The 24,872-nt window shown below is 63.5% G+C and carries 31 protein-coding genes and 1 tRNA gene; 12 read left to right on the forward strand and 20 right to left on the reverse strand.

Features of this window, described 5'->3' with window-relative positions; all coding sequences use genetic code 11:
- A partial coding sequence (locus B5F19_RS17665) for a hypothetical protein (RefSeq protein WP_204248298.1) occupies nt 1-220 on the forward strand: 220 nt, incomplete at its 5' end.
- Nucleotides 221-226: 6 nt separating this feature from the next.
- On the opposite strand, the gene B5F19_RS05905 is transcribed toward B5F19_RS17665, so the two are convergent.
- From B5F19_RS05905 to B5F19_RS17075, 11 genes are all read right to left on the reverse strand, one after another.
- On the reverse strand, nt 227-607 hold the full coding sequence (locus B5F19_RS05905) for an Asp23/Gls24 family envelope stress response protein (protein WP_087288921.1): 381 nt from the start codon (nt 605-607) through the stop codon (nt 227-229).
- A gap of 175 nt (nt 608-782) precedes the next feature.
- Nucleotides 783-1,415, reverse strand: a complete 633-nt coding sequence (locus B5F19_RS05910; protein WP_087288923.1) for a SpoIIIAH-like family protein — start codon at nt 1,413-1,415, stop codon at nt 783-785.
- 62 nt (nt 1,416-1,477) lie between these two features.
- Nucleotides 1,478-1,993, reverse strand: a complete 516-nt coding sequence (locus B5F19_RS05915) for a stage III sporulation protein AG (protein WP_087288925.1) — start codon at nt 1,991-1,993, stop codon at nt 1,478-1,480.
- Entirely contained in the window at nt 1,990-2,490 is a 501-nt protein-coding gene (locus B5F19_RS05920) for a stage III sporulation protein AF (protein ID WP_087288927.1), read from the reverse strand. The genes B5F19_RS05915 and B5F19_RS05920 overlap by 4 nt, the downstream gene beginning before the upstream one ends.
- Entirely contained in the window at nt 2,487-3,557 is a 1,071-nt protein-coding gene (locus tag B5F19_RS05925; RefSeq protein WP_087288929.1) for a stage III sporulation protein AE, read from the reverse strand. The genes B5F19_RS05920 and B5F19_RS05925 overlap by 4 nt, the downstream gene beginning before the upstream one ends.
- Complete coding sequence (locus B5F19_RS05930; RefSeq protein WP_087288931.1) at nt 3,554-3,946, reverse strand: SpoIIIAC/SpoIIIAD family protein; 393 nt, start codon at nt 3,944-3,946, stop codon at nt 3,554-3,556. Before B5F19_RS05930 ends, B5F19_RS05925 begins: the two co-directional genes overlap by 4 nt.
- Nucleotides 3,943-4,137: a stage III sporulation protein AC gene (spoIIIAC, locus tag B5F19_RS05935; RefSeq protein WP_087288933.1), complete on the reverse strand. Its 195-nt coding sequence runs from the start codon at nt 4,135-4,137 to the stop codon at nt 3,943-3,945. Before spoIIIAC ends, B5F19_RS05930 begins: the two co-directional genes overlap by 4 nt.
- Nucleotides 4,138-4,204: 67 nt before the next feature.
- Complete coding sequence (locus B5F19_RS05940) at nt 4,205-4,714, reverse strand: stage III sporulation protein AB (RefSeq protein ID WP_087288935.1); 510 nt, start codon at nt 4,712-4,714, stop codon at nt 4,205-4,207.
- Entirely contained in the window at nt 4,711-5,619 is a 909-nt protein-coding gene (locus B5F19_RS05945) for a stage III sporulation protein AB (RefSeq protein WP_087288937.1), read from the reverse strand. Before B5F19_RS05945 ends, B5F19_RS05940 begins: the two co-directional genes overlap by 4 nt.
- 492 nt (nt 5,620-6,111) lie before the next feature.
- Nucleotides 6,112-6,196, reverse strand: a tRNA-Leu gene (locus B5F19_RS05950).
- Between the two features lie 80 nt (nt 6,197-6,276).
- Nucleotides 6,277-6,795, reverse strand: coding sequence for a hypothetical protein (locus tag B5F19_RS17075; RefSeq protein ID WP_140394171.1), 519 nt, complete (start codon nt 6,793-6,795; stop codon nt 6,277-6,279).
- A gap of 432 nt (nt 6,796-7,227) precedes the next feature.
- Between B5F19_RS17075 and B5F19_RS05960 the strand changes: the two genes are divergently transcribed.
- From B5F19_RS05960 to B5F19_RS05970, 4 genes are all read left to right on the forward strand, one after another.
- A complete protein-coding gene (locus tag B5F19_RS05960) occupies nt 7,228-7,440 on the forward strand; it encodes a FeoA family protein (RefSeq protein ID WP_087288941.1) in 213 nt (70 codons plus the stop codon).
- Between the two features lie 129 nt (nt 7,441-7,569).
- A complete protein-coding gene (locus B5F19_RS05965; RefSeq protein WP_087288943.1) occupies nt 7,570-9,591 on the forward strand; it encodes a ferrous iron transporter B in 2,022 nt (673 codons plus the stop codon).
- Between the two features lie 6 nt (nt 9,592-9,597).
- Complete coding sequence (locus B5F19_RS17080; RefSeq protein ID WP_140394172.1) at nt 9,598-9,759, forward strand: FeoB-associated Cys-rich membrane protein; 162 nt, start codon at nt 9,598-9,600, stop codon at nt 9,757-9,759.
- A gap of 70 nt (nt 9,760-9,829) precedes the next feature.
- Nucleotides 9,830-10,180, forward strand: coding sequence for a heavy-metal-associated domain-containing protein (locus tag B5F19_RS05970; RefSeq protein ID WP_087288945.1), 351 nt, complete (start codon nt 9,830-9,832; stop codon nt 10,178-10,180).
- Nucleotides 10,181-10,298: 118 nt separating this feature from the next.
- Here B5F19_RS05970 and trpA read toward each other — a convergent pair whose 3' ends face one another.
- Genes trpA through trpE form a run of 7 tightly spaced genes read right to left on the reverse strand, consistent with a single transcriptional unit; the run spans nt 10,299 to nt 16,730 of the window.
- Nucleotides 10,299-11,078, reverse strand: coding sequence for a tryptophan synthase subunit alpha (gene trpA / locus B5F19_RS05975; protein WP_087288947.1), 780 nt, complete (start codon nt 11,076-11,078; stop codon nt 10,299-10,301).
- Nucleotides 11,075-12,259 carry a tryptophan synthase subunit beta gene (trpB, locus tag B5F19_RS05980; RefSeq protein WP_087288949.1) on the reverse strand — a complete coding sequence of 395 codons (1,185 nt, stop codon included), beginning with the start codon at nt 12,257-12,259 and terminating at the stop codon, nt 11,075-11,077. Before trpB ends, trpA begins: the two co-directional genes overlap by 4 nt.
- A 4-nt stretch (nt 12,260-12,263) precedes the next feature.
- Nucleotides 12,264-12,869: a phosphoribosylanthranilate isomerase gene (locus tag B5F19_RS05985; protein ID WP_087288951.1), complete on the reverse strand. Its 606-nt coding sequence runs from the start codon at nt 12,867-12,869 to the stop codon at nt 12,264-12,266.
- Nucleotides 12,866-13,654: an indole-3-glycerol phosphate synthase TrpC gene (trpC, locus tag B5F19_RS05990; protein ID WP_087288953.1), complete on the reverse strand. Its 789-nt coding sequence runs from the start codon at nt 13,652-13,654 to the stop codon at nt 12,866-12,868. The genes B5F19_RS05985 and trpC overlap by 4 nt, the downstream gene beginning before the upstream one ends.
- Nucleotides 13,651-14,688 carry an anthranilate phosphoribosyltransferase gene (gene trpD, locus B5F19_RS05995; protein WP_087288955.1) on the reverse strand — a complete coding sequence of 346 codons (1,038 nt, stop codon included), beginning with the start codon at nt 14,686-14,688 and terminating at the stop codon, nt 13,651-13,653. Before trpD ends, trpC begins: the two co-directional genes overlap by 4 nt.
- A 3-nt stretch (nt 14,689-14,691) precedes the next feature.
- Complete coding sequence (locus tag B5F19_RS06000; protein WP_087288957.1) at nt 14,692-15,258, reverse strand: aminodeoxychorismate/anthranilate synthase component II; 567 nt, start codon at nt 15,256-15,258, stop codon at nt 14,692-14,694.
- The gene (gene trpE / locus B5F19_RS06005; RefSeq protein WP_087288959.1) at nt 15,255-16,730 is read right to left on the reverse strand and encodes an anthranilate synthase component I; all 1,476 of its coding nucleotides are present in this window, start codon (nt 16,728-16,730) and stop codon (nt 15,255-15,257) included. Before trpE ends, B5F19_RS06000 begins: the two co-directional genes overlap by 4 nt.
- A 609-nt stretch (nt 16,731-17,339) precedes the next feature.
- On the opposite strand from trpE, the gene spo0A reads away from it, so the two are divergent.
- Both spo0A and B5F19_RS06020 read left to right on the forward strand, forming a co-directional pair.
- Nucleotides 17,340-18,101: a sporulation transcription factor Spo0A gene (gene spo0A / locus B5F19_RS06015; RefSeq protein WP_087288963.1), complete on the forward strand. Its 762-nt coding sequence runs from the start codon at nt 17,340-17,342 to the stop codon at nt 18,099-18,101.
- A gap of 193 nt (nt 18,102-18,294) precedes the next feature.
- Complete coding sequence (locus B5F19_RS06020; RefSeq protein WP_087288965.1) at nt 18,295-18,540, forward strand: TIGR03905 family TSCPD domain-containing protein; 246 nt, start codon at nt 18,295-18,297, stop codon at nt 18,538-18,540.
- Nucleotides 18,541-18,828: 288 nt separating this feature from the next.
- Here the strand turns inward: B5F19_RS06020 and B5F19_RS06025 are convergent, their stop codons facing one another.
- On the reverse strand, nt 18,829-20,196 hold the full coding sequence (locus B5F19_RS06025; RefSeq protein WP_162612533.1) for a D-alanyl-D-alanine carboxypeptidase family protein: 1,368 nt from the start codon (nt 20,194-20,196) through the stop codon (nt 18,829-18,831).
- Between the two features lie 124 nt (nt 20,197-20,320).
- Here B5F19_RS06025 and B5F19_RS06030 point away from each other — a divergent pair, with 124 nt between their 5' ends.
- The 4 genes from B5F19_RS06030 (at nt 20,321) to B5F19_RS06045 (ending at nt 23,799) form a co-directional block, all read left to right on the forward strand.
- Nucleotides 20,321-20,755: a ComEA family DNA-binding protein gene (locus B5F19_RS06030; RefSeq protein ID WP_087288969.1), complete on the forward strand. Its 435-nt coding sequence runs from the start codon at nt 20,321-20,323 to the stop codon at nt 20,753-20,755.
- Between the two features lie 266 nt (nt 20,756-21,021).
- Nucleotides 21,022-21,729: a response regulator transcription factor gene (locus tag B5F19_RS06035; RefSeq protein WP_191345676.1), complete on the forward strand. Its 708-nt coding sequence runs from the start codon at nt 21,022-21,024 to the stop codon at nt 21,727-21,729.
- Nucleotides 21,730-21,760: 31 nt separating this feature from the next.
- Nucleotides 21,761-23,284, forward strand: coding sequence for a HAMP domain-containing sensor histidine kinase (locus B5F19_RS06040; RefSeq protein ID WP_087288971.1), 1,524 nt, complete (start codon nt 21,761-21,763; stop codon nt 23,282-23,284).
- Nucleotides 23,281-23,799, forward strand: a complete 519-nt coding sequence (locus B5F19_RS06045) for a GerMN domain-containing protein (RefSeq protein ID WP_087288973.1) — start codon at nt 23,281-23,283, stop codon at nt 23,797-23,799. Before B5F19_RS06040 ends, B5F19_RS06045 begins: the two co-directional genes overlap by 4 nt.
- Here B5F19_RS06045 and B5F19_RS17440 read toward each other — a convergent pair.
- Nucleotides 23,796-23,960 (reverse strand): hypothetical protein, encoded by a 165-nt coding sequence (locus tag B5F19_RS17440; RefSeq protein ID WP_162612534.1) that lies wholly within the window; start codon nt 23,958-23,960, stop codon nt 23,796-23,798. The genes B5F19_RS06045 and B5F19_RS17440 overlap by 4 nt on opposite strands.
- 133 nt (nt 23,961-24,093) lie before the next feature.
- Between B5F19_RS17440 and yabP the strand changes: the two genes are divergently transcribed.
- A complete protein-coding gene (yabP, locus tag B5F19_RS06055) occupies nt 24,094-24,384 on the forward strand; it encodes a sporulation protein YabP (RefSeq protein ID WP_087288976.1) in 291 nt (96 codons plus the stop codon).
- Nucleotides 24,385-24,872: the final 488 nt, after the last annotated feature.

The following is a 24,872-nucleotide window of genomic DNA, read 5'->3' on the forward strand; positions in this document are numbered from 1 at the left end:
GAAAAATGCCAATACTTTCCCACCGCTGCGCGGCGGAAAAGTCCTCGCTGCGCTCGCTGAACGCCTTGCCATGCAAGGCATTCAGGGCATTCGATCCCACTCGAGGCGGGCCGCTGCCCCCTCGAGCTCCCCCGACCTGTCTCGGGCGTATTTGATTCTGCACGGGTTTTATGACAAACTGGAGGCGGCGCACAGCGCCGCCTCCATGGGGTCCATGTGATCCGGATTATACCTTGCCCGCCGGGGGGAAGGTGACGCCGCCCACGTTTACATTCACCGCCGCGATCTCCAGGCCGGTCATAGACTCCACCGCGTTTTTCACGCCGTCCTGCACGGCGCGGCCCACCTCGGGAATGGTGTGTCCATAAGCCATGAGAATAGACAGGTCCACGGTCACCTTTTCGTCCTCCATCTGGACGCGGACGCCCTTGGCCAGATTTTTCTTGCCCAGCAGCTCGGCGATGTCGCTGCCCAGATTGGCGGCCAGGCCGCTGACCCCCTCCACCTCCAGAGCGGCGGCGGCGGCGATGCCGGCCAGCACTTCCTCAGAAATATGGATGTTGCCCAGCTCGTCAGAGCGGGAGACATACTCCTTGTTCTCACCCACGGATGGTCACACTCCTTCTCGTTGACTTCCGGGGCGCGCCTCCCGGCGGGCCGGGGAGCGCCCCAAGAAATTCTTGCCTTTATTGTAACACGCCGGAGTGTTTTTGACAACTGATACTGGTTTCAAAATCGAATGCTTTCCTGGAAAGTTTTCCCGCCGGACGGCGGCCGGTCAGTCACGCCTGGGGCTCCACGGCGATGATTTTGACCTGGTCGGCGGTAAAGCCGGTGGTCTGATGGACCACATCCACGATCCGGGCAGTGTCCGTGTCGGTGAGGCCCCCCTCCGGGGCGGCCACCGCCAGGCTCAGGGCGTTCTCCCCGATGAAGGCCACGCAGTCGGCGTACCCCTTGGCGATGACCAGGTTTTCGATCTGGGCCTCGGTGACGGTATAGTCGGCCATGGCCTGGATGCTGGCGTTGGCCTCGTCCTTCAGGGTCTGGTCCGCGTCCTCCCCGGCGGCGTCCTGGAGCAGGGCAAGGGCGCTGTCCCGGGACTGCTGCCGGTTGAGCCGGGCGGTGGAGAAGTAGTCGCTGGAGGTCTCGCCGGTCTGACTGGCCCCGGCCTCCGACTGAGTCTCACCCTCCGTCTGGCTTCCGCCCTCCGCCCCGCTGGAGGAGCTGCCGGAGGTTCCGTTCAGCAGGGGGTCCTCACTGCCCACCAGGGTGGACTCCCCCAGGGTCTTGCCCGCCGCCTCCTGCTCATAGCTCCAGTTCAGATAGACCGCCGCGCACACGAACAGGGCGATGGCCGCCACCACCGCGTTGCGCTTCCAGAGCTGAGAGAGTCCCTTGCCTTTCGTTTTCATGTCCCGATTCCTCCCTAACATCAAATTTTATGCTGCGTTTTCATTCATACAGAGCCAGCCTGCTAGCCGCTGGGGCACACAGAGATCCGGTCGCTGCCCAGGCCGGTGAGGGCGGAGACCGCCTGGACGATCTGGAGGCACACCTCCGGGTCCCCTCCCCCGGGACAGACCACCAGGGCCCCCTGAAACTGGGGGGCCAGGGTCTGGAGGGGGACCACCTCCTGGCTGCCCGAGCCCCGGCCCAGGGTGACGGTGGCGGAGCTGGAGTCCCCGTCCGCCCCCCGCTGGGTGTCCTGGGCCAGCACCTGCCGGCTGCCGCTCTTTAAGGTCAGTACTACCTGGGCCTCTCCGGCCCCCTGGATCTGGGACAGGGCCTCCGCCAGCCGGTTCTCAAAGGCCTCCAGATCGAACTCCTCCTGGAGCTGTGCCGGAGTCTGGGCGCTCTTGTCCTCTCCTCCGCCCCCCAGAGGCAGCAGCAGGAGCAGAACGCCCGCCGCCAGCACCAGCAGAACATATTGGTAGCGGCCCAACAGCTTTTTAGCTGCGGGGGACAATCCCTTGAGCCAGGACAATTTCACTGGAATCCCTCCTCCTTGGTTGGAAAGCTCTGCCGCGCCCGGGGAATTGCCAGCTCCTCCTCCAGAATGCGGGCCAGCTCCTCCTTCTGCCGGGGAGTAAAGCTGCCCTGGAGTGCGGCGGACCGGGGGAGAAAGACGCCGTTCTCCCCCAGCTGGCAGGTGACCTGGGCGGTGCATGCCGCCCCCATCTGGGCCGCCTTGTCCACAATATATGCGGCAAATTCCTGCTCTATGACGGATTTCAGCGCCGCGTTCCGCTCCTCCTCCAGGGTCTGAGCCTGGACGGCGGCCCGGGCCTGATAGTCTTTCAGCAGGTCCCCGGGGGAGAGGGCCTCCACCTCCACCAGGGGACGGAGAATGGCCGAGAGCATCAACAGCCCGCAGGCCAGCTTCCCCACCCGCCGCACCGCCCCCTCGGGCATCAGACTGTTGGCCAGGGCGCACAGGATGGCGGCGGCGGTGATCCCGGTGAGCCAGGCGCGCAGCAGCTCCATCATGGCGAGGCCACCGCCGAGACCGCGGACACAATGCTGAACAGAAGGATCAGGGCGCAGCTCCCCGTCATCCCCAGGATCAGCCCGAAGGCCCCGCCGATCTCGTCCATGAGCCGGCTCAGTCCGCTGCCCGCCACCGTGCCTGTCAAAACCGCCGCCCCCTTGTAGGTCAGATAGTGAAACGCCAGCTGGAGAAAGGGCACGATGCAGATGGCCAGCACCACCAGGGTGCCCACCACCCCCACCGTCCCTCGGAGCACCCCCGCCCCGGCCAGGACGGTCTCCGCCGCGTCGGAGAGGATGCCCCCCACCACCGGCACCGCCCGGGAGATGGCCAGCTTGGCCGCCTTCACCGCCGCCGCGTCCGCCGACCCGGCGATGGCCCCGCTGGCCGCTAAGTACCCCACGAACACCAGAAGCCCCGCGGTGAGCAGGAAGGTGATGGCCCCCTTGATGAGGGCGGAGAGCTTCTTCAGCCCCTCGTTGCCCAGGGCGGCCTGGGCGCAGCAGGCGGCCACATAGGCGTACAGCAGCGGGACCAGCAGCCGGTCGATGGCGGTGATGAGCAGATCGGAGAAGAGCACCGTCACCCCCTGCCGCACCGCCGCCCCGGTGACGCCGCCGGTGGCGGCGGTGAGGGTGGCCATGGCGGGCAGAAGGAGGCCGGCAAAGGCGTCCATCTGCTGGATCGTCTCCCGGCCCAGACCGATCATGGCGTTCATGTCGCTCACCGTCAGGGCGGTCACCGCCAGGGCCCCCGCCACCTCCACCGCCTTCAGGCCGCCCGCCTTCCCGTCCAGCGCGGCGCTCTCCGCCAGACCGCACAGCAGGACCACCGCCAGCAGCTTCAGCCCGGTCTGGAAGCTGTGCCGGAGCAGGCTCCCTGCCTGGTCCAGCCCCGTCTCCAAAATGCTCTGGACCCCCTGGCCCAGGCCGTCGGTCTCCGTCACCCCGTAGCCCTCCGCCTCCCGGAGGAGCTCGTCCACCTGAGGGAAGGACAGCTCCGCCCCCAGGGCGGGCAGGACCAGGAAGGGGAGCAGCACCATCAGCACACAGATCATCCGTCTCATACCAGCATCTCCGCCATCAGCTCCATGACCCCCCGCACCAGTGGCAGGGCGGCCGCCAGGGCCAGCACCGTCCCCGCGATCTCCACGGCGGAGGCCAGCCCGCCCTCACCCGCCGAGCGGCACACCTCGCCGGTGAGCTTGGTGAGGATGGACAGCACCACCGTCTTGAACACCGGCTCCACCACCGTCCGGTCCAGGCCGGCCAGCTGGGCCAGCTCCTCCATGAGGGCGGCCACCGACGTGAGGCCCTCCGCCGCGCTCAGCAGCACCCAGACTCCCGCCGCCAGCACCAGCACCAGGGCGATCTCCGGGGTTCCCCGCCGCACCACGGCGGCGCACAGGGCGGCCGTCACCGCCACCGCCGCCGCCTGGGTCATCAGCTCCGTCATAGGCCGAACAGGTTTTTCACCAGGTCGAACAGGTCGGCGATCTCCTGCACCACCATCATCAACACCACCACCAGCCCCGCCAGCGTGGTCATCATGGCCTGCTCGTCCCGGCCCGCCCGGATCAACACCTGGTTGAGCACCGCCACCAGGATGCCGATGGCCGCGATGCGGAAAATCAGGTCTACCTCCATGTGTCCATCCCTCTTTCGTGGCGTCCGCCACGGGGTGGATTCCCGCCGCAGACAGTATTGTACTCCCTCAAAGGAGCAAAATGACCAGAAACGCGCCGCCGCTCAGCCCCAGGGCCTGGTACACCCGGCCCATGCGCAGTTTCTCTCCCTCCGCCCGCTCCCGCTCCCGGTCCAGGGCGGCGCGGGCCTGGGCGATGGCCTCCCGCTGGCCCTGGGCCTCGTACCGGCCCAAGACCTCCCCCAGGGGGAGCAGGGCGGCCCGGCCCTCCGGGGCGAGCCCCTCCAGCTCGGTCACCAGCCGCCGCCATGCGTCGGGGAAGGGTTCCCAGTCCAGCCGCCCGCAGGCGGCGGCGCACTGGGCAAACAGGGTGCTGGCCGGCTCCCCCGTCCGGAGAGATAACTCCTCCAGCACCTGGGGCAGGGGGCTGCCCCGCTCCCACAGCTCCCGCTCCAGCAGCTCCAGACCAATGGACAGCTGCTCCAGCCGCCGCACCTTCCGCCCCAGCTCTGCCGCCGCCGTCAGACCCAGCCAGGCGGCCCCGAAGGCCACCAGCACCGCCCCCATCAGACGCATCATGCCAATCCCTCCACTTCATACCGCCTCGCCCCCTGTTGGGGGCGGATGTATACCAGGCGCCGGAACACCCGGGCCTCCATCAGCTCCCGGTAGAGGGGGCGGCGGGTCAAGTCCTCCCGGTCCCGGCCGTGGGCTGTGGCCAGCAGGGCGGTTCCGCACCCCGCCGCCGTCACCAGGGCCCGGACGTCCTCCGGGGCGGTGACCTCGTCCGCCGCCAGAATCTGGGGGTTCATGGCCCGCAGGAGCATCATCAGCCCCTGGGCCTTGGGGCAGCCCTCCAGCACGTCGGTGCGCCTCCCCACCGCCAGCTGGGGACGGCCGTTCCACAGGGCGGCGATCTCCCCCCGCTCGTCGGCCACCCCCACCCGCTGGGGGACCATGTGCACCCCGTCGGAGGCCATGCGGATCAGATCCCGCAGAAGGGTGGTCTTGCCCGCCCCCGGAGGGGCCAGGATGAGGGTGCTCTCCAGGCATCCGTCCGGGCCGGTCAGCTTGTCCCACACCGGCTCCGCCGCCCCCAGGCCCTGGCGGGCCACCCGCACGGAGGCGGAGGACAGGTTCCGCAGGTTGAAGATCTCCCCGCCCCGGAGGACGGCGGTACCGCACAGCCCCACCCGGTGTCCCCCCTCCACGGTCAGATACCCCCGGCGCATCTGGTCCAGCACTGTGTGGACCGAGGCCCGGCTGGCCAGCTCCAGCAGCTGCTCCAGATCCCGGCCCGTCACCGGCTCCCGGCCCAGAGTCCGCTCCCCCTCTGGCAGGACCGCCGCCAGGGGCTGTCCGCACCGGAGCCGCAGCTCCTCCGCCCGCCCCCGGTCCGCAGGGAGGAGACTCAGCGCCTCCTGCCGCAGACGGATGGGGAGCACCCGGGCCGCCTGTTCGTATGCCTGTTGATTGTGTTCCATGTTCCTCACCGGCCTTTGCTCTATCCTATGTGGACAGGCAGGGGGATATGACTGGGGGTTGAGGTCCCTCTTGAGGGGATTTCGCCGCCTGCTCTTTTTAAACGGTCCACTCCCCGTATCAAGGGACCGATTCCCCTGCCAGGGGGATAAGGTGGTGTCACCAGTCTGTATTGTAATAATTCTCTTCTTTCTGATTTTGTCTCCAAAAATTTCAGAGCAAGGATTTTCGGAGGAAAACCATGCTCTAAAATTATGGAAGAGACGGTTGAAATCGATATTTTGGATGGACGGGACCGCTGCAGAAGAACCGCTAAACGGCCCTTCTGGGCCGCGGCGCAAGTGCGCCGTACAAGCGTTTTGGCCGTAGGCCAAAACCTTGGCGCAGGGGTGGCTCTGCCGCCCCGAGCATTGAAATCCCGAAGGGTGGAGCCGCCCTACGGGCCGCGAAACCCAAAATAAAAGGACATCTGCAAAGCAGATGTCCTTTTATTTTGGTGCGCCTGAAGGGACTCGAACCCACACGCATCGCTGCACGAGAACCTAAATCTCGCATGTCTACCAATTCCATCACAGGCGCATATTCAATTTTCCTCGATTTCTCCTCGCGAATGGTACCCGAGGTAGGGACTCTTAATTACCATTTATACAAACAAAAAATCACCTTGTTTGCCATAGAACAAAATCAATCTTCTTCACATCTGTAATATCTACATTAGGGAAATTAGCATCAAATACCGCAACCTTGGCTTGGGCCTCGGAAGTCTGATACCAATCACAGATTTTTTGATAAGTGTCAAGAACTCTCTGAAAACGAGATTTACAAGAATAATACGGGGCCCTCAAACCCAGATTGGAAAGCACATACTTATCCCATACCGGCATCTCCGGTCGGACAGTTGCCAGTAGCTTGCTGGAAAAAGAGGCATGAATACAGCCTGTTTCTTGAAACAAATAAGTCAGAACTTGCGCATATGTAAGTGCATCGTCAAACTTATGCTCCTCCAAATAGCGATAGAAGCAACAATAAAATCTTTCGGAGCGTTGGCGCATTCTATAATACCCATTAAACAGGCGCTGAAATTCCCGATCTTTAGATACATCCGTTTGATATAGGCAAGACATAATAGAACAATACTTTTGAAGGCCTATTCCTATCTTCTCTATAGACGTATCCACAACGGTCCGCCTTTCACTGAGGTGACAGCACCTAAATCTCGCATGTCTACCAATTCCATCACAGGCGCATATTTCATTTGAACACGGGGCGCTGACAGCTCCACGCCTGCGCGGCGGCTTCCGTTCATTTCGTATAGTACACAAAAGCGGCAAAAAAGTCAAGGGCGGCGGCCGCCTCTCCCCCTTCTCTATTTCCAGGCCGCCGGCCATCCGCTGAAACCCCGCAGGCGGCCGGTCCGCCGCGTTTGTCGTTCTTCCAAGACGGTGCGATGTGTAAAAAGATTGAAATTAGGGTTGACAAACCACAGGACAGGACGTATAATCTTCCATGAAGTTAGCGAGAGCTAATTTTATTTTCACCGACAAGTTAGCACTTGGTAATCAAAATGCCGGTCGCTTGGCTTGATCAAATCGTGAACGGTGGTATCAGGCATGAAGTTAACAGATGCAGTAGAGGGCCAGGAATACGTCATCCGCCAAATCGACACCGATGATGAGGAGATGAACGCTTTTCTGTTCTCTCTGGGCTGTTACAGCGGTGAGAAGATCACGGTGATTTCTCACATCAAGGGAGGCTGTATTGTCGCCATCAAGGACGCGCGGTACAACTTTGACCAGCAGCTGGCCGACGCGATCATCGTCTAAGCAGCAGGGCAGCTTCGCGCTGCCCTTTTCCCGGCGCATCAGTTAGCAAGAGCTAATTTATCGAAATCGGATGGGTGCATCCGAGAGGGAGTCAAACCAGCAAAACATCCATCAAGGGAGGAATCTTACATGAGAATTGCTCTGACCGGCAATCCAAACTCCGGTAAGACCACCATGTACAACGCCCTCACCGGCCGGAATGAACGGGTCGGCAACTGGGCGGGCGTCACGGTGGAGAAGAAGGAACACCCCATCAAGAAGGCCTACTACGGCGGCGAGGAGCAGCTCATCGCCGTGGACCTGCCCGGCGCCTACTCCATGTCTCCCTTCACCAGCGAGGAGAGCATCACCAGCTCCTATGTGAAGAAGGAACACCCGGATGTGATCATCAACATCGTGGACGCCACCAACCTGAGCCGCAGCCTGTTTTTCACCACTCAGCTGCTGGAGCTGGGAATCCCGGTGGTGGTGGCGCTGAATAAGAGCGACATCAACGAGAAAAAAGAGACGAAGATCGATGTGGAGACCCTGTCTGCCAAGCTCAAGTGCCCGGTGATTAAGACGGTCTCCACCTCCAACGAGGGCCTGAAGGCCGTGGTGGAGGCCGCCGCGGCCCACGCCAATCAGGTGCAGGACGCCCCCTACCGGGAGGGCGACATCGACCTGACCGACAAGACGGTGGTGGAGCTTGCCGACCGGAAGCGCTTTGATTTCGTCAACGGGATTGTGGCCCAGGTGGAAAAGCGGAAGGTGTTCACCAAGGACAAGAACAGCGGCGACTCCATCGACGCCGTTCTCACCAAGCCCTGGCTGGGCATCCCCATCTTCGCCGTGGTCATGTTCCTGGTGTTCCAGATCTCCCAGGTGTGGGTAGGCCCCTACATTGCCGACGCCCTGGTGGCTCAGATCGAGAATTTCCAGGGCTGGGTGGGCGAGCTGGTGTCCGACGCCAACCCGCTGCTGTCCGCCCTGCTGGTAGACGGCATCATCGGCGGCGTGGGCGCCGTGGTGGGCTTCCTGCCCCTGGTCATGGTCATGTACTTCCTCATCGCCCTGCTGGAGGACTGCGGCTACATGTCCCGTGTGGCCGTGGTGCTGGACCCCATCTTCAAAAAAGTGGGCCTGTCCGGCAAGTCAGTGATCCCCTTTGTCATTGCCACTGGCTGTGGCATCCCCGGCATTATGGCCTGCCGTACCATCCGCAACGAGCGGGAGCGCCGGTCTACCGTTATGCTGGCTACGTTTATGCCCTGCGGGGCTAAGATCCCCGTCATCGCCCTGTTTGCCGGTGCCTTCTTTGATGACGCGGGCTGGGTTAGCTTCCTGATGTACTTCATCGGCATTGTGCTCATTTTCCTGGGAGCCCTGCTGGTGAACAAAGTGACCGGCTATAAGGTACGCAAGTCCTTCTTCATTATTGAGCTGCCGGAGTATAAGCTCCCCTCCCTGTGGTTCGCCTTCAAGTCCATGTGCAGCCGGGGCTGGGCCTACATTGTAAAGGCTGCCACCATCATCCTGCTGTGCAACACGGCGGTACAGATCATGCAGACCTTCAACTGGAGCTTCCAGGTGGCCGAGACGGCGGACTCCTCTATCCTGGCCTCCATCGCCGCCCCCTTCGCCGTCCTGCTGGTGCCCATCGTGGGTGTGCTCAGCTGGCAGCTGGCCGCCGCCGCCGTCACCGGATTCATCGCCAAGGAGAATGTGGTGGGCACCTTGGCCGTGTGCTTCGTAGGGCTGGAGAACTTCATTGACACCGACGAGCTGGCTATGCTGGAGGGTGCCGGTGCGGATGTAGCTGGAATCATTGCCATCACCAAGGTGGCCGCGCTGGCTTACTGTATGTTTAACCTGTACACGCCCCCCTGCTTCGCCGCCATCGGCGCCATGAACTCTGAGATGGGCAGCACGAAGTGGGTGCTGGGGGCCATCGGCCTTCAGCTGTGCACCGGCTACACCGTGGCCTATCTGGTGTACACCATCGGTACCCTGATTACCGCTCCTGGGACCCTGAACGTGACCGCCGCCATCGGCGGCCTGGTAGGCATCGTGGTGATGATCGCCATCGTGGTCACGCTGGCCCGCCGCTCCAACCGGCACATCCAGGAGGAGTACCGCCTGGACGCCCCCAATACGGCCGCTACTCGGTAAACTGCCATGACGGACTTAATCGTTGCGGCCATTGTCCTGGCCATCATCGGCGGCATCCTCTTCTACCTGTACCGGGCCAAGAAGCGGGGCGAGACCTGCATCGGCTGCCCCTACGCCAAGCAGTGCGGAAGCGGAGCCTGTGGCGGACATAGAGTAAAACACCAATAGTTCCAGTTGGGAAGGGGATGCGCGCCTTTGGGCCGCATCCCCCTCCGCACAGAAAGGAGCTGTCTCGGCAATGGAAAACGCCGTTATTTTTGTCCTGCTGGCGGCGGCTGTGGCGGTGGGAGTCTGGTACACCGTGCGCCATTTCAAAGGGGAGGGCGGCTGCTGCGGCGGCGGGAGCTACCGGCCCAAAAAGAAAAAGCTCCCCCATGTGATAGGGGAGAGGACCTTCCAGGTGGAGGGGATGCACTGCGCCCACTGCAAGGCCCGGGTGGAGGAGGCCGTCAACGACATCCACGGCGCGGCGGGCCGTGCCGACTGGAAAAAGGGCCTTCTGACAGTCCTCTACTCCCAGCCGGTGGACGACGGGCAGATCAAACAGCGGGTGGAGAAGGCCGGTTACCGGATCACCGGGGTCCTGTGACCTCCGAAGGCCCTCTGCCGCTCCCCCCGCCGCCGTCCACAAAGAGCAGTTGACGTTATCTTACAGAAAAGCCCCTGGAACGGTTCACACGAACCGTTCCAGGGGCTTTCAGCTTCGCTCAAGGACGGGAGGGGGCGGCCTTCATGTCCGCTACATAGTCCCGGATATGGGGAACCGCCTCCCGGCCATACTGCTGGGCCAGCGTAACGATGGCGGAACCCACAATCACTCCGTCGGCCGTATGGGCCAGGGCGGCCGCCTGGTCCGGGGTGGAGACGCCGAAGCCTACGGCACAGGGGAGGTCCGGGTTGGCCTCCTTGGCCAGGCGGACCATCCGTCCCACATCGGTGGTAATCTCCCCCCGTACGCCGGTCACCCCCAGGGAAGAGATGCAGTAGAGGAACCCCTCCGCCTCCCGGGCAATCATAGCGATGCGTCCCTCTGAGGTGGGCGCGATGAGGGAGATGAAGTCCAGGCCGTATTTCCGGCACACCGGGGCGAACTCCCCCTTCTCCTCGTAGGGCACGTCGGGGAGAATGAGCCCGTCCATGCCGGCCTCCGCCGCCGTGGAGACAAACCGCTCCGTGCCGTAGGAGAACACCACATTGGCGTAGGTCATGAACACCATGGGGGTGGTCACATCCTTCCGCAGGCGGCGGACCATTTCAAAGATCTTGCCGGTGGTGGTCCCGGCGGCCAGCGCCCGCTGGTTGGCGGCCTGGATTACCGGCCCCTCGGCGGTGGGATCTGAGAAGGGGATGCCCAGCTCGATCAGGTCGGCCCCCGCCTGGGCCATAGCCCGGACGGCCGCCTCGGTGGTCTCCAGGTCCGGGTCCCCGCAGGTGAGGAAGGGAATAAACGCCTTTCCGTGGGAAAACGCGTCTGTGATACGGCTCATTCGGAAATCTCCTCCCCTCTGTACCGGGCGATGGCGGCGCAGTCCTTGTCGCCCCGGCCGGAAATATTGATGACGATGATCTTGTCCTTTCCCATATCAGGGGCCAGCTTCACGGCGTGGGCCACCGCATGGGCCGACTCGATGGCGGGGATGATCCCCTCGGTGCGGCTCAGGTACTCAAAGGCGCTGACCGCCTCCTCGTCGGTGACCGCCACATACTCCGCCCGCCCCGTGTCGTGGAGCATGGCGTGCTCCGGACCGATGCCCGGGTAGTCCAAGCCGGCGGAGATGGAGTACACCGGGGCGATCTGGCCGAACTCATCCTGGCAGAAGTAGGACTTCATGCCGTGGAAGATGCCCAGTTTTCCCGTGGCGATGGTGGCCGCCGTGTCCGGGGTGTCCACCCCCCGGCCGGCGGCCTCGCAGCCGATGAGCCGCACGGAGGGGTCCTCAATGAAGTGGTAGAAGGCCCCGATGGCGTTGGAGCCTCCCCCCACGCAGGCCAGCACCGCGTCGGGGAGCCGCCCCTCCTTCTCCAGCATCTGGGCCTTGATCTCCTTAGAGATCACCGCCTGGAAGTCCCGGACCATGGCGGGGAAGGGGTGGGGCCCCATGACGGAGCCCAGGCAGTAGTGGGTGTCTGAGATGCGGGTGGTCCACTCCCGGAAGGCGGCGGAGCAGGCGTCCTTCAAGGTGGCGGTGCCCGAGGTCACCGGCACCACCGTGGCCCCCAGCAGCCGCATTTTGTATACGTTCAGGGCCTGGCGGCGGGTGTCCTCCTCCCCCATGAACACCACGCACTCCATACCGAAGAGGGCCGCCGCCGTGGCGGTGGCCACTCCGTGCTGCCCCGCGCCCGTCTCAGCGATGAGGCGGGTCTTGCCCATCTTCTTGGCCAGCAGGGCCTGACCCAGCACGTTGTTGATCTTGTGGGCCCCGGTGTGGTTCAGATCCTCCCGTTTGAGATAGATCTTCGCGCCCCCCAGGTCCTCGGTCATGCGCCGGGCATAGTAGAGCCGGGAGGGCCGTCCGGCGTACTCGTTCAGCAGTTCTGTGAGCTCCGCCTGGAACTCCGGGTCGTCTTTGCAGTGGTTGTAGGCCTCCTCCAGCTCGTTGACCGCGTTCATCAGGGTTTCGGGGATGTACTGACCGCCGTGGATGCCAAATCGTCCCTTGGACATGTGCTCATTCCTCTCTTGCGGCGGCCACCGCCGCCTGTATTTTGGTAAAATCCTTCAAGCCGTCCGTCTCCACCCCGCTGGACAGGTCCACCCCATAGGGGCGCAGGGTGCGGATGGCTTCGGGTAAATTCTCCGGGTCCAGTCCCCCTGCCAGCAGGTAGGGCCGTGGAAAGTGTCTCAGCAGGGACCAGTCGAAGGTTTTCCCGGTCCCCTGGCCGCTGTCCAATAAAATCCGGTCCGCCGGGAAGGCGATGGCCTGCTCCAGATCGGCGGGTTCGTGGACCTGAAAGGCCTTCCAGATCTCCTTTCCCGGGGCCGCCGCCCGCAGAGCGGCTGTGTAATCCTCGTCCTCGCCGCCGTGGAGCTGCGCTATGGAAATGATACCACGATTCAGCAGATCTGTCACTACCTCCACCGGCTGGTCCACAAATACCCCCACGGGGATCACCGACGAGTCCAGCTCCCGCCGTAAGGACCGGAGCTGGTCTGGGGTGACGCTGCGGCGGCTCTTGGGGAAGTTCACCACAAAGCCGCACCAGTCGGGTTTGGCCTGATTGACACAGGCAACGTCCTGGGGACGGCTCAGGCCGCAGATCTTGATGCGGGTCATCTGGCCGCCTCCCGGAAGGCCGCCAGCATGGCCCCCTTGTCCCCGGCGCGCATGAGGGCCTCCCCAATGAGCACCCCGTCCGCCCCCATGGAGCGCACCGCCGATACGTCCTCGGGCCGGTGGACGCCGCTCTCCGCCACATACAGCACCCCGGGAGGGATCTGGTCCCGCAGCCGGGCGGCGTTGTCCAGGTTCACCGAGAAGTCCTTCAAGTTCCGGTTATTCACCCCGATGATCTTAGCCCCGGCAGCCACGGCGGATGCGACCTCCTTCTCGTCGTGGGCCTCCACCAGGGCGGCCAGTCCCAAGTCGTGGCAGATGGTCAGATACCGCTCCAGGGTTTCCGTGTCCAGCAGGGCGCAGATGAGCAGCACGCAGTCCGCCCCCATGAGTCTCGCCTGGTAGAGCTGGTAGGAGTCCACCGTGAAGTCCTTGCGGAGCATGGGGGTGTCCACCGCCCCCCGAACCTCCCGAAAAATCCGGTCGGAGCCCAGAAACCACTTGGGCTCTGTCAGGCAGGAGATGGCGTCCGCCCCGGCGCGTTCATAGTCCCTTGCAATGTCCAGATAGGGAAATTCTTTTGCGATGATCCCCTTGGAGGGGGAGGCCTTCTTTACCTCGCAGATGAAGGACAGCTCCGGCTTTGCCAGGGCGGCCTGAAAGCGCTCCCCCCTCCCCCGCCCCAGGGCGCGGCACTGGGCCTGGAGCACGTCCAGGCTGTTCTCCGCCTGGTCCGCCGCCACCCGCTCCCGGGCGTGGGCGGCCAGCTGGTCTAAAATGGTCATGTCTCCGCCTCCTCAGGAAGGTTGCTGGCGGCAATGAGCTTTTCCAACGTCTCCAGTGCCCTGCCGGAGTCGATGAGCTCCCCGGCCAGGGCCACGCCGTCCCGCATGGTGTCCGCCCTGCCGCCGATGTACAGGGCGGCCCCGGCGTTGAGGAGCACCGCGCTGCGCTTGGGTCCCCGCTCCGCGCCGGAGAGGATGGCCCGGACAATCTGGGCGTTCTCCGCCGGGGTGCCCCCCCGCAGCTCCTCCCGGGTACAGCGGGATAGGCCGAAGTCCTCGGGGGCGATGGTATAGGCCCTGAACCAGCCGTCCTTGATCTCGCACACGTTGGTGGGGGCGCTCATGGAGATCTCGTCCAGCTTATCCTGGCCATAGACCACCATGCCCCGCCGGACCCCCAGGTTGATGAGCACCTGGGCCAGGGGAGCCACCAGATAGTCGTCGTACACCCCCAGCAGCTGCATGGAGGGTTTTCCCGGGTTGGTAAGGGGACCCAGGATGTTGAACACGGTGCGGAAGCCCAGCTCCCTGCGGATGGCCCCCACGTACTTCATGGAGGTGTGGTACTTCTGGGCGAAGAAGAAGCACATGCCCACTTCGTTCAGAAGCTGGATGCACCGCCGGGGGCTCTGCTGGATGTTCACCCCCAGGGCCTCCAGGCAGTCCGCCGTGCCGCACTGGGAGGAGGCCGCCCGGTTGCCGTGCTTGGCCACCTTCACACCCCCCGCCGCGGCAACCAGTCCGGAGGTGGTGGAGATGTTGAAGCTGTGGGCGTTGTCCCCGCCGGTGCCCACGATCTCAAAGACCTCCATGCCCGTGTCCACCTGGGTGGCGTGGGCGCGCATGGCGGCGGCGCAGCCGGCGATCTCGTCGGTGGTCTCCGCCCGGGCGCTCTTGGTGGACAGGGCGGCCAGGAAGGCGGCGTTCTGGGTGGGGGTGGTCTCGCCGCTCATGATCTCGTTCATCACAGTGTAGGCCTCGTCGTAGGTCAGGTCCTCCTTGCTGACGATCTTTACAATGGCTTCCTTAATCATGGCTTATCCCTCCAAGAAATTTTTTACGATCTGACGCCCCTCCGGCGTGAGAATGGACTCGGGGTGGAACTGCAATCCATAGACGGGGCGGTCCTTATATTGCACCGCCATGACCTCCCCGTCCTGGGTGCGGGCGGTGACGGTGAGGCACTCCGGCAGGGCGTCCTCCACCGCGGCCAGAGAGTGGTACCGGGCCGCCGTGATGGTGTCCGGCAGTCCCCGGAACAGGGGACAGGTCAGATCCAGCGCCACCTGGGAGGGCTTGCCGTGCATAAGCTCCTTGGCGTAGGACACGGTGCCCCCGAAGGCCTCGCAGATGGCCTGGTGCCCCAGGCACACCCCCAGGATGGGCAGCTCCTCCGAGAGTTCCCGAATGGCCGCCTCACACACCCCGGCGTCCGCCGGGCGGCCAGGGCCGGGGGAGAGAATCAGGTGGCTGGGGTTCATCCGGCGAATGTCCTCCACACTGACCTGGTCGTTGCGCACCACCCGGATGTCCGGGCTGAGGCTCCCCACCAGCTGGTACAGGTTGTAGGAAAAGCTGTCGTAGTTGTCGATGAGCAGAATCATAGGTCCCTCGCTTTCTGGGCCAGCTCCAGGGCCCGGACCACGGCTTTTGCCTTGTTGATGCACTCCTGATACTCCTTCTCCGGCTCCGAGTCGGCCACAATGCCCGCCCCGGAGCGGATGAACACCTTCCCGTTTTTGGCGAAGGCCAGGCGGATGGCGATGCAGGCGTCCAGGTTGCCGGTGAAGTCCAGGTAGCCGATGGCCCCGCCGTACACCCCCCGCTTGTTGTGTTCCAGCTGGTCGATGATCTCCGCCGCCCGCAGCTTGGGGGCTCCCGACAGAGTGCCTGCCGGGAGGATGGCGTCGATGGCGTCCACTGCGTCGCAGTCCTCCCGCAGCTCCCCCCGGACGGTGGAGCCGATGTGCATGACGTGGGAGAAGCGCTCAATGGACAGGTACTTCTCCACCTGTACGGAGCCGAAGCGGCTGATCTTCCCAATGTCGTTCCGCCCCAGGTCCACCAGCATGTTGTGTTCGGCCAGCTCCTTTTCGTCCGACAGGAGCTCTTCTTCCAGCCGCTTATCCTCCTCCGCTGTCTTTCCCCTGGGCCGGGTGCCCGCCAGGGGAAAGGTGTGGAGCACCCCGTCCTCCAGCTTCACCAACGTCTCGGGAGACGCCCCGGCCAGTTCCATGTCGTCGCTGGTGAAGTAGAACAGGTAGGGAGAGGGGTTGATGGTGCGCAGGATGCGGTACACATCCAGCAATGACCCCTCAAATCCCGCCTCCAGCCGGTTGGACAGCACCACCTGGAAGATGTCCCCCTCCCGGATGTAGTGCTTGGCCTGCTCCACCATGGAGCAGAACTGCTCCCGGCTGAACAGGGCCTCCACCGGCGTGGTGAGCCGGGCCGGCCGCCGGGGGGCCGGGGCCCCGTGGCGGAGGACCTCCGCCATCCGGTCCAGCTGGGCGCAGGCGGCGGGGTAGGTCTCATCCAGGTCGGAGGCGTCCGCGTTGGTGATCAGGATGAGCTTCTGCCGGAAGTTGTCAAAGGCGATGACGCTGCGGAACAGCATCAGATCCATGTCCTTGAACTTCTCCTGGTCCTCCCCCGTGAGGCGGAGGGTTGGCTCGGCGTACTTCATGTAGTCATAGGAGAAGTAGCCCACCAGTCCGCCGGTGAAGGGGGGCTGGCCGGGGATCTTGGGGCTTTTGTGTTCGGAGAGAATCTGCCGCAGGGCCTCCCCCGGGTGCTGAATGCGGCTGGAGGTCCGCTCCCCGTCCCGGAGCTGCACCACCCCGTCCTTGGCCGTAATCTCCAGCTCGGGCTCAAACCCCAGGAAGGTCCAGCGGCCCCAGCCCTCCTGGTCGGCGGCGGACTCCAGCAGAAAGCAGTGGTTGTCCCGCGCCCGGAGGATGCGCAGGGCCTGGATGGGGGTGAGGAAGTCGCTGAGCAGCTCCCGGGCCACCGGAATCTCCCGGTAGGGCCCGGAGGCGGCCAGGGTTCTGGCCTCCTTCAACGTGGGATAGTACATGGAAAGACCTCCTTTTTTTCCGGGACGAAATGCAAAAACGCCCGTCCCTGACAATTTCTGTCAAGGACGGGCGTATCCTTACGCTCGCGGTGCCACCTTGCTTCACGGCCCTTTCACCGGCCGTGCCCTTAGCGGAGTACCAACATACCCCCGGCAACTGACGTATGCCCACACGTCGCAGAATACTCAGCCGGAACTCCGGCCTTTGACTGCGCCCTCAGCGGTCCATTTGACAGTTCGTTTCTTACCCGGCTCTCAGCTCCCCGGGCTCTCTGTAAAGGCGTGACTGCCGTTATCTCCGCTTCAACGGTTTGATTTTCTGTATCATACACAATTTCCCCCGCCCTGTCAACCCCCGCCGCGTTTTTTGATCAAACAAAAAGACAGTTTTATTCTAATCATTTCTGAAAAATTTTTTCTGGATGAAGAAATCGAATTTTCTGAAATTCCCCTGAAACAGAAGGATTCGTCGGAACTTGTCGAAACTTTTTATTCCATTTTTTGGCAAAAACGCCTTGCATATCCTGTCTGATTATGATACATTTTACTTGGCCGCTCCGGGCGTATCCGGCGGGCCGGCCATATCATTCCAGGAGGAGAAGAGCGAATATGGAGTATGCCAAGCGACTGCTGGTAGCGGATACCAGCGACGAATTCCGGCGCCATCTGATTGAGGCGCTTCAAAACGAATCGGACATGGAAGTAGTGGGCGAGACGGGCGACGGCCAGCAGCTGCTGGAGATGGTCCGGACCCTGCAGCCCGACGCCGTGGTCATGGAGATGGTGCTCTCCGGCATGGACGGGATCGAAGTGCTGGAGCAGCTGCGGGAGCTTCCCCCGGAGCACCGCCCCCGGATTCTGGTGCTGTCCAGCTACATCCACGGGGCCATCGCCGACCTGGCCGCCGCCAATGGGGCCGACCACTTCATGGTCAAGCCCTGCAAATTCAGCACCATCTGCGCCCGCATCCGGCAGCTCACCACTTTTGAGGCCATAGAGGAGGACAAGAGCCGCTCCCACAGTCTGGAGACCCTGGTCACCTCCATCATCCATGAGGTGGGCGTCCCCGCCCATATCAAGGGCTACCAGTATCTCCGGGAGGCCATCCTCATCGCCGTGGACGACATGGAGGTCATCAACGCTGTGACCAAGGTCCTCTACCCCGAGGTGGCCAAGCGGTTCGGCACCACCGCCTCCCGGGTGGAGCGGGCCATCCGCCACGCCATTGAGGTGGCCTGGGACCGGGGCGACTTGGAGACCTTGCAGAAATACTTCGGTTACACCGTCTCCAACGTGAAAGGAAAACCCACCAACAGCGAGTTCATCGCCATGATCGCCGACCGGCTCCAGCTCCAGCAGCGGGAGGGATGAGCGCTCCCCGTTTCCCCAGCCACCCCGCGGAACCCCCGCGCACGCACCAGAAAAGAGGATAATTTGTACCAGGAATTCTAAGAGGCGGACCAGAGAACAGCGTTCAGGTCCGCCTTGTTTTTTTCGCCCGTTTCCCCTATAATAAAAACCGGTCCATCTTTTGGAACCCTGTAAAGCAAGGAGGCACATCACCATGACCATTCAGTACACGCCTCGGGGCGTCTGCTCCCGGGCCTTTACCATTCAGGTGGAGGACGGCGCCATCCGCTCCGTTCAGATCGTGGGGGGCTGCGACGGAAATCTGAAGGGCATCTCCAGTTTGCTGCGGGGGATGCCGGTGGACGAGGCCATCCGGCGGCTGGAGGGCATCCGCTGCGGCGGAAAGCCCACCTCCTGCCCGGATCAGATCGCCCAGGCCCTGAAAACGGCTCAGGGATGAAAAACGGACCGCTTTCCAAAGCGGTCCGTTTCAGGCTGTCGAAAAAGTCTAAGGACTTTTCCGACAGCCTGAAAAAATGCCGTTACTTTCCCGCCGCTGCGCGGCGGAAAAGTCCTCGCTGCGCTCGCTGAACGCCTTGCCCAGCAAGGCATTCAGGGCATTCGATCCCACTCGAGGCGGGCTACCGCCCCCTCGAGCTCCCCCGCCAACACTCGGGCGGATTCGTCTGAACAGAGGTTTTCGACAAGCTGAAACGGACCGCTTTCCAAAGCGGTCCGTTTTTTTCTCTTATCGACGGCGGCGGCCGCTGTAATGGCCCCGCCGGCCCGCGCCCATACCTACGCCGGAGCGGTAGCGCCGGCGCTTCCGGAACACCAGCACCCGCAGCAGGACAATCACCACAACGGCCAGTACCACCACAAGGAGCAGGCGCACCCCCGCATTTTGGAAGAAGGTCTCCACCTGGTGCTTGTAGTAGAGAAAATCCGAGCGCTCCACCGAGGTGTCCGCCACCAGGTCCAGCCGGCCGTATTCCGTCCCGTCATAGCGGATGGTCAGAATGCCCAGCACCTGGCCCGCCTCCACGGGGGCGTCCACGCTCTCGCTGAATAAGGAGGGGACCATCTCCACCTGCTCCAGGTCGATGTCCTTGGGCAGGGTCCGGGTGATGGAGCCCAGAGGCTTTACGTTCACCTCGTCCGCCTGGGTGGACAGGTTTACCTTCACCTTGGCCACCAGGGCCTCGTCTGGGGACAAGGTGACCCGCTGGAAGTTGCCAAAGCCCCAGTTCAGCAGCTTGATGGTCTCGCTGAACTGGCGGGCGTCCGTGCTGCCGTCCGCCTGCTTCACCTCTTCCGCCCCCAGGATGACGGAGATCAGATACATGTCCCCCTTCCGGGCGGTCTCCACCAGGCAGCATCCCGCCTCGTCGGTGGTGCCCGTCTTGCCCCCGGTGCCCGGGCCGTACAGATACTGGGTGTAGGTCCAGTTGGAGGTGAGGGCGTTGGTGTTGCGGATGATCCGCTCCTCCGACACGCCGTTGGCGGGAAGGGTGTAGTTGGGGCTGGTGAGGATGGTCTGGAACAGGTCGTACTCCATGGCCGCCTTCATAAAGCGGGTGATGTCGTAAGCGGTGGTGTAGTGGTTCTCGTCGTGGTAGCCGTGGGGATTGGCAAAGTGGGTCCCCTCACAGCCCAGCTCCTCCGCCCGCTGGTTCATGTGGTCCACAAAGGCCTCCACGCTCCCGTCCACCGCAATGGCCAGGATCTGGGCCACCTCGTTGCCCGAGGGGAGGAGCAGACAGTACAAATACTGCTCCAGGGTGTAGGTATCCCCCACCTGTATCTTGGCGGTGGAGCTGCCCTCCGGCACCTCCAGGGCCTCCGCCGTGGCAGTGATGGGGGTGTCCAGGGTCAGCTCTCCCGCGTCCACCGCCTCCAGCACCAGCAGGGCGGTCATCACCTTGGTGATGCTGGCGGGGTACACCTTGTCATAGGCCCCCTTGTCATAGAGCACCTCGTCGTAGGTGGCGTCGATGAGGATGGCGTTGCGGCAGGTGAGACCCGGGTCCTCCACCGCAGCGGCGGACATGGGCAGGAACAGGGCGGCCAGAAGGATCACCGCCGCCAGAAGGCTGGGAAAACGGCATTTTTTCATTGGGCAATTCTCCATATGTATGATATAATAGAAAAGAATCTCCGGCGCAGCGCCGGGATCAATATTCTGTAAACCTCATTATAGCAAACCGAATCCATCCCCGCAAGCACCAGGAGGGAGAAAAATGGCTGGAATTTCCCGGTTTGAAAAAGGAGTGCTTCTCCTCACAGCCGGTTTCGTGCTGTTCACCGGCGGCTGGTTCCTGGCCGGGCAGAATACCTCCGAGCCCTACACCGTCACGGTATCCGCCCCGCAGGAGCCCTCCGCCCCGGACCCGGCCCTCCAGGAGGCGCCCGCCGAGGGGGAGCGCCCGGACAGTCTGCTGCCCGGCGAGGTCATCGACCTGAACGCCGCCGACGCCTACGACCTGGACCGGCTGCCCGGCATCGGGCCCGCCAAGGCGGAGGCCATTCTGATCTATCGGGAGGAGCACGGCTCCTTCCAGAGCGTGGACGATCTGCTCTCCGTCTCCGGCATCGGGGAGGTCACATTGGAGAACCTGCGTCCCTATGTGACGGCGGGAGGCGCGGCAGAGACAGCGGGGGCAACGGGCGGGTAATCCCCGCCCCTACGGGCAGTCCCACCTTTTATGCAAGGGCGGCCATCAGCCGCCCGAGGGCGGTTCTAGGCCTTGTTTGAAAATCGGAAATGTGCCCGACGGCGAGGGATTTTTTCGCCAGACAAGGCGATTTGACGCGGCAATACTTTGTGTATTGCAAGGAAAATCAACGCAGTATGGCGGAAAAAGAACCGCCGTTTGGGCATATTGACATGTTTCAAACATGGCCTAGGGAACCGCCTAAAGAAAGCAAGGAGTTTTATATCATGGCAAAAATACTGGTCGTAGATGACGAGAAGGTCCTGGTCAAGGGAATCACCTTCAATTTAAAAAACGAGGGCTATCAGGTGGAGACCGGCTACGACGGCGAGGAGGCGGTGGAGCTGGCCCGGGAGGGAAATTTCGACCTGATTATCCTGGACCTGATGATGCCCAAGATCGACGGGCTCCAGGCCTGCATGCGCATCCGGGAGTTCTCCAACGTGCCCATCATCATGCTCACCGCCCGCAGCGAGGACACGGACAAGATCATCGGCTTTGAGTGCGGGGCGGACGACTATATCACCAAGCCCTTCAACATCCTGGAGCTGAAGGCCCGGGTGCGGGCCCTGCTGCGCCGCTCCGGAGCGGCGGGCCAGCGCCAGGCGGGGCGGGGCGCCCTCACTGTGGGCCACATCCGCCTGGACCCCAGCGAGCGCTCCGCCTGGAAGGACGGCAAGCCGGTGGATTTGACCGCCAAGGAGTTCGACCTGATGGAGCTGCTCATGCGCAACCCCGGCCGGGTGTACAGCCGGGAGAACCTGCTCAATGTGGTGTGGGGCTATGAGTATATCGGGGACTACCGCACGGTGGACGTGCACATCCGCCGCCTGCGGGAGAAGCTGGAGCTGGACCCGGCCAATCCGGCATACATCCGCACCAAATGGGGGGTGGGCTACTACCTGAGCAGTCAGGGGAGCTCCTCCGGCCGGTGACCACCTGTTCCAAGAGAGGATGAGACGCGCCATGCCGGAACCGTCGGCCAAATCCAAGGAAAAACAGAAGATCCCCTTTTTCTCCCGCCTCCAGGTCAAGTACGCCCTGAGCTACCTGGCCCTGCTGGCGGTGGTGCTGGTCCTGCTGAACACCTACCCCCTGATCGCCTCCCAGAATCTGCTGATCTCCTCCAAGGAGGACTCCCTGCGCAGTCAGATCGCGGTCATGTCCTCCGCCCTCATGGAGCTGGAGACCCTCTCCGCCGACCAGGTGGCCCGGGTGATGAACATGCTGGACAACATGGGGCTGGAGCGGATTCTGGTCACCGACCCCTCGGGGCTGATCCTGTACGACAGCCTCACCCAGGGGCAGTCGGAGGAGGGGGAGGACTCCTCCGCACAGGCCCCGCCGGACGCCGGCGGAGGCTCCGCCCAGCCGACCTATCAGTACGCCCTGTTTCAGGAGGTGGCCCTGGCCCTCCAGGGGAACGACGTGCTCTACACCAACTATGAGGACGGGGTATTTCTCTCCACCGCCGCCGCCCCCATCCTGTACCGGGGCATGATCATCGGCGGCATCTATATCTGCGACTGGGACAACACCCAGGGGACGCTGCTCATGAGCCTGCAGCAGAACCTGCGCACCATCTCTCTGGTGCTGATGGTCATTGCCCTGCTGGTCAGTTTCTTCTTCTCCAAAGTGCTCACCTCCCGCATCGGGGCCCTGCTGCGGGCCATCCGCATCGTGGGCGAGGGGGAGTACGGCCACCGGCTCCAGCCGGCGGGGAAGGACGAGCTGGCCCATCTGGCGGAGGAGTTCAACCAGCTCACCGACCGCCTTCAGACCACCGAAGAGGTCCGCCGCCGCTTTGTCTCCGACGCCTCCCATGAGCTGAAGACCCCCCTGGCCTCCATCCGCCTGCTGGCCGACTCCATCCTCCAAAACCAGGAGATGGACCGGGAGACCGTCCAGGACTTTGTCAGCGACATCGGGGAGGAGGCCGAGCGCCTCACCCGCATCACCGAGCATCTGCTGGCCCTCACCCGGCTGGACAGCCTGCCGGTGGGCGAGACCTCTATTGTGGACCTGTCCGCCGTGGGCCGCAGGGCGGTCTCCATGCTCCTGCCGGTGGCCGACGCCGCCCAGGTGACCATCGAGACCACCTGGAAGAGCGGCTGCACCCTCCGGTGCACCGAGGACGACCTGTACCAGATCTGTTTCAACCTGATTGAAAACGCCGTCAAATATAACTTCCCCGGGGGAAAGGTGTTCGTCTCCACCCGCCGGAATGGGGACCAGGTGCTCTTTGAGGTGGCGGACACGGGCATCGGCATCCCGGAGGAGGAGCTGCCCAAGGTGTTCAACCGCTTCTACCGGGTGGACAAGGCCCGCTCCCGGGCGGCGGGGGGCACCGGTCTGGGGCTGTCCATCGTGCGGGACACGGTGCGCCGCCACGGGGGCTGGGTCACCGCCCAGCGCCGGGACCCCGAGGGCAGTGTGTTCACTGTGGGCTTCCCCTGTGAGACGCCTGAGGTGGGAGGTGAGGAACTGTGAGACGGCTGCTTCTCTCCCTTGTCCTGGCCCTCTCCCTCCTGCTGGCCGGCTGCGGCACCGGCAGGGAGAGCTCAGGGGTGCTGCTGTACTTCTGCACCGACCCCAACGACCACAGCCAGCTCCACGGCCCCGCCATCCAGAGCCAGCCCTACCTGGGCCCCTCCGGCCCCGGGGTGGAGGAGCTGGTGAGCGCCCTGCTGGCCGGTCCTACCCAGGACGGCCTGGTCTCCCCCTTTCCCCAGGGGCTCTCTCTCCAGAGCTGGGCGCTGGAGGACGGGCTGCTCACCCTGAATTTTTCCGAGCAGTACGGCGGGCTGGCGGATATCTCCCTCACCTTGGCCGACTACTGCCTGGTGCTCACCCTCAGCCAGGTGGAGGGGGTGGACACAGTCCAGATCCAGTCCGCCGGGCACACCTACCACTCCCGCAGCCACCAGACCATGAAGGCGGACGAGGTGCTCACCGACCAGAGCCTGCCTGAGGAGGTCCTGCATCCCAGCGACGAGGAAAATTAGGCCCTCTCGCTATGCCCCAGCACGCCCAGCATCAGCCGGGCTCCCAGGTAAAAGCCCCGCCGGAACAGGAGACGGCCGGAGCGCCTCTCCATGCCGCCATGCAGCTGGGAGAGGCGGCCGGCGAAGTCTACCCCAAGGGCTTGGCGGCTCTGTTTATACACGGGGTATGCCTGCCGTTTCAGGGGTTTACACCGAGGGGCTGGGATGGGCGGTGAAATTCCTCCTCCGGCGAAAGAACAGTCATACCCCCTCTCTTTGTCCCATACAATGGTAAAAAACAAAGGAGTGGGGATTATGGCGTACGACGACAGCCGCCTGCCGGCGGAGGCGGCCCACCACATTCTGCTGGAGGGGCGGGAGCAGCTCACCGTCTCCGGCGTGGAGGAGGTGGAGAGCTTTGACGAGAACACCATCGTCATGTCCACGGTGAAGGGGACGCTGGTGGTCCGGGGGGAGGACCTGCACATCGAGAAGCTCTCCCTGGACGGGGGCGACATGAAGGTGGAGGGCAGCGTGGACTCCCTCACCTATGAGGACGACCGCCGCGGGAGGGGCGGGCTGCTCTCCCGCCTGCTGGGGGGATGACGGTGGATGTGGCCGCCCAGGGGGCGGCTCTGGTCCAGGCGGTGCTGCTGGGACTGGCCGCCGGGGTGCTGTACGACCTGTTCCGCATTCTGCGGGTGCGGGTGCGGCTCCCCCTGCTTGGCCCGGCGCTGGACCTGCTGTTCTGGCTGACGCTCACTGTGACGCTGTTCCTCTGGTCCCAGTGGGCCTGGGGCGGGCCGGTGCGCCTATACGGGGCGGCGTTTCTGTTCCTGGGCGGGGTGGTCTACTTCGGGCTGTTCAGCCGCTGGCTGCTCTGGCTGGGGTACCGGCTGGCCGACCTGATGACCGCAATTCTTAAGATTCTGGCCCTTCCGTTGTTTGCACTAAATCACCTCCAGAAAAAAATCAAAAAACTTGCAAAAAATATCTTCCTTTTCGCGGGAAAATGGTATAGAATAAATCAGATAACTCAGGAAATGGAGTCCGCGGCCCGCCGGATGGCGGCCCGGGAGAGGGGAGGATCGTCA

Origin of the sequence: Pseudoflavonifractor sp. An184, assembly GCF_002160305.1 — a bacterium.
In the GTDB taxonomy this organism is placed as follows: Bacteria; Bacillota; Clostridia; order Oscillospirales; family Oscillospiraceae; genus Lawsonibacter; species Lawsonibacter pullicola.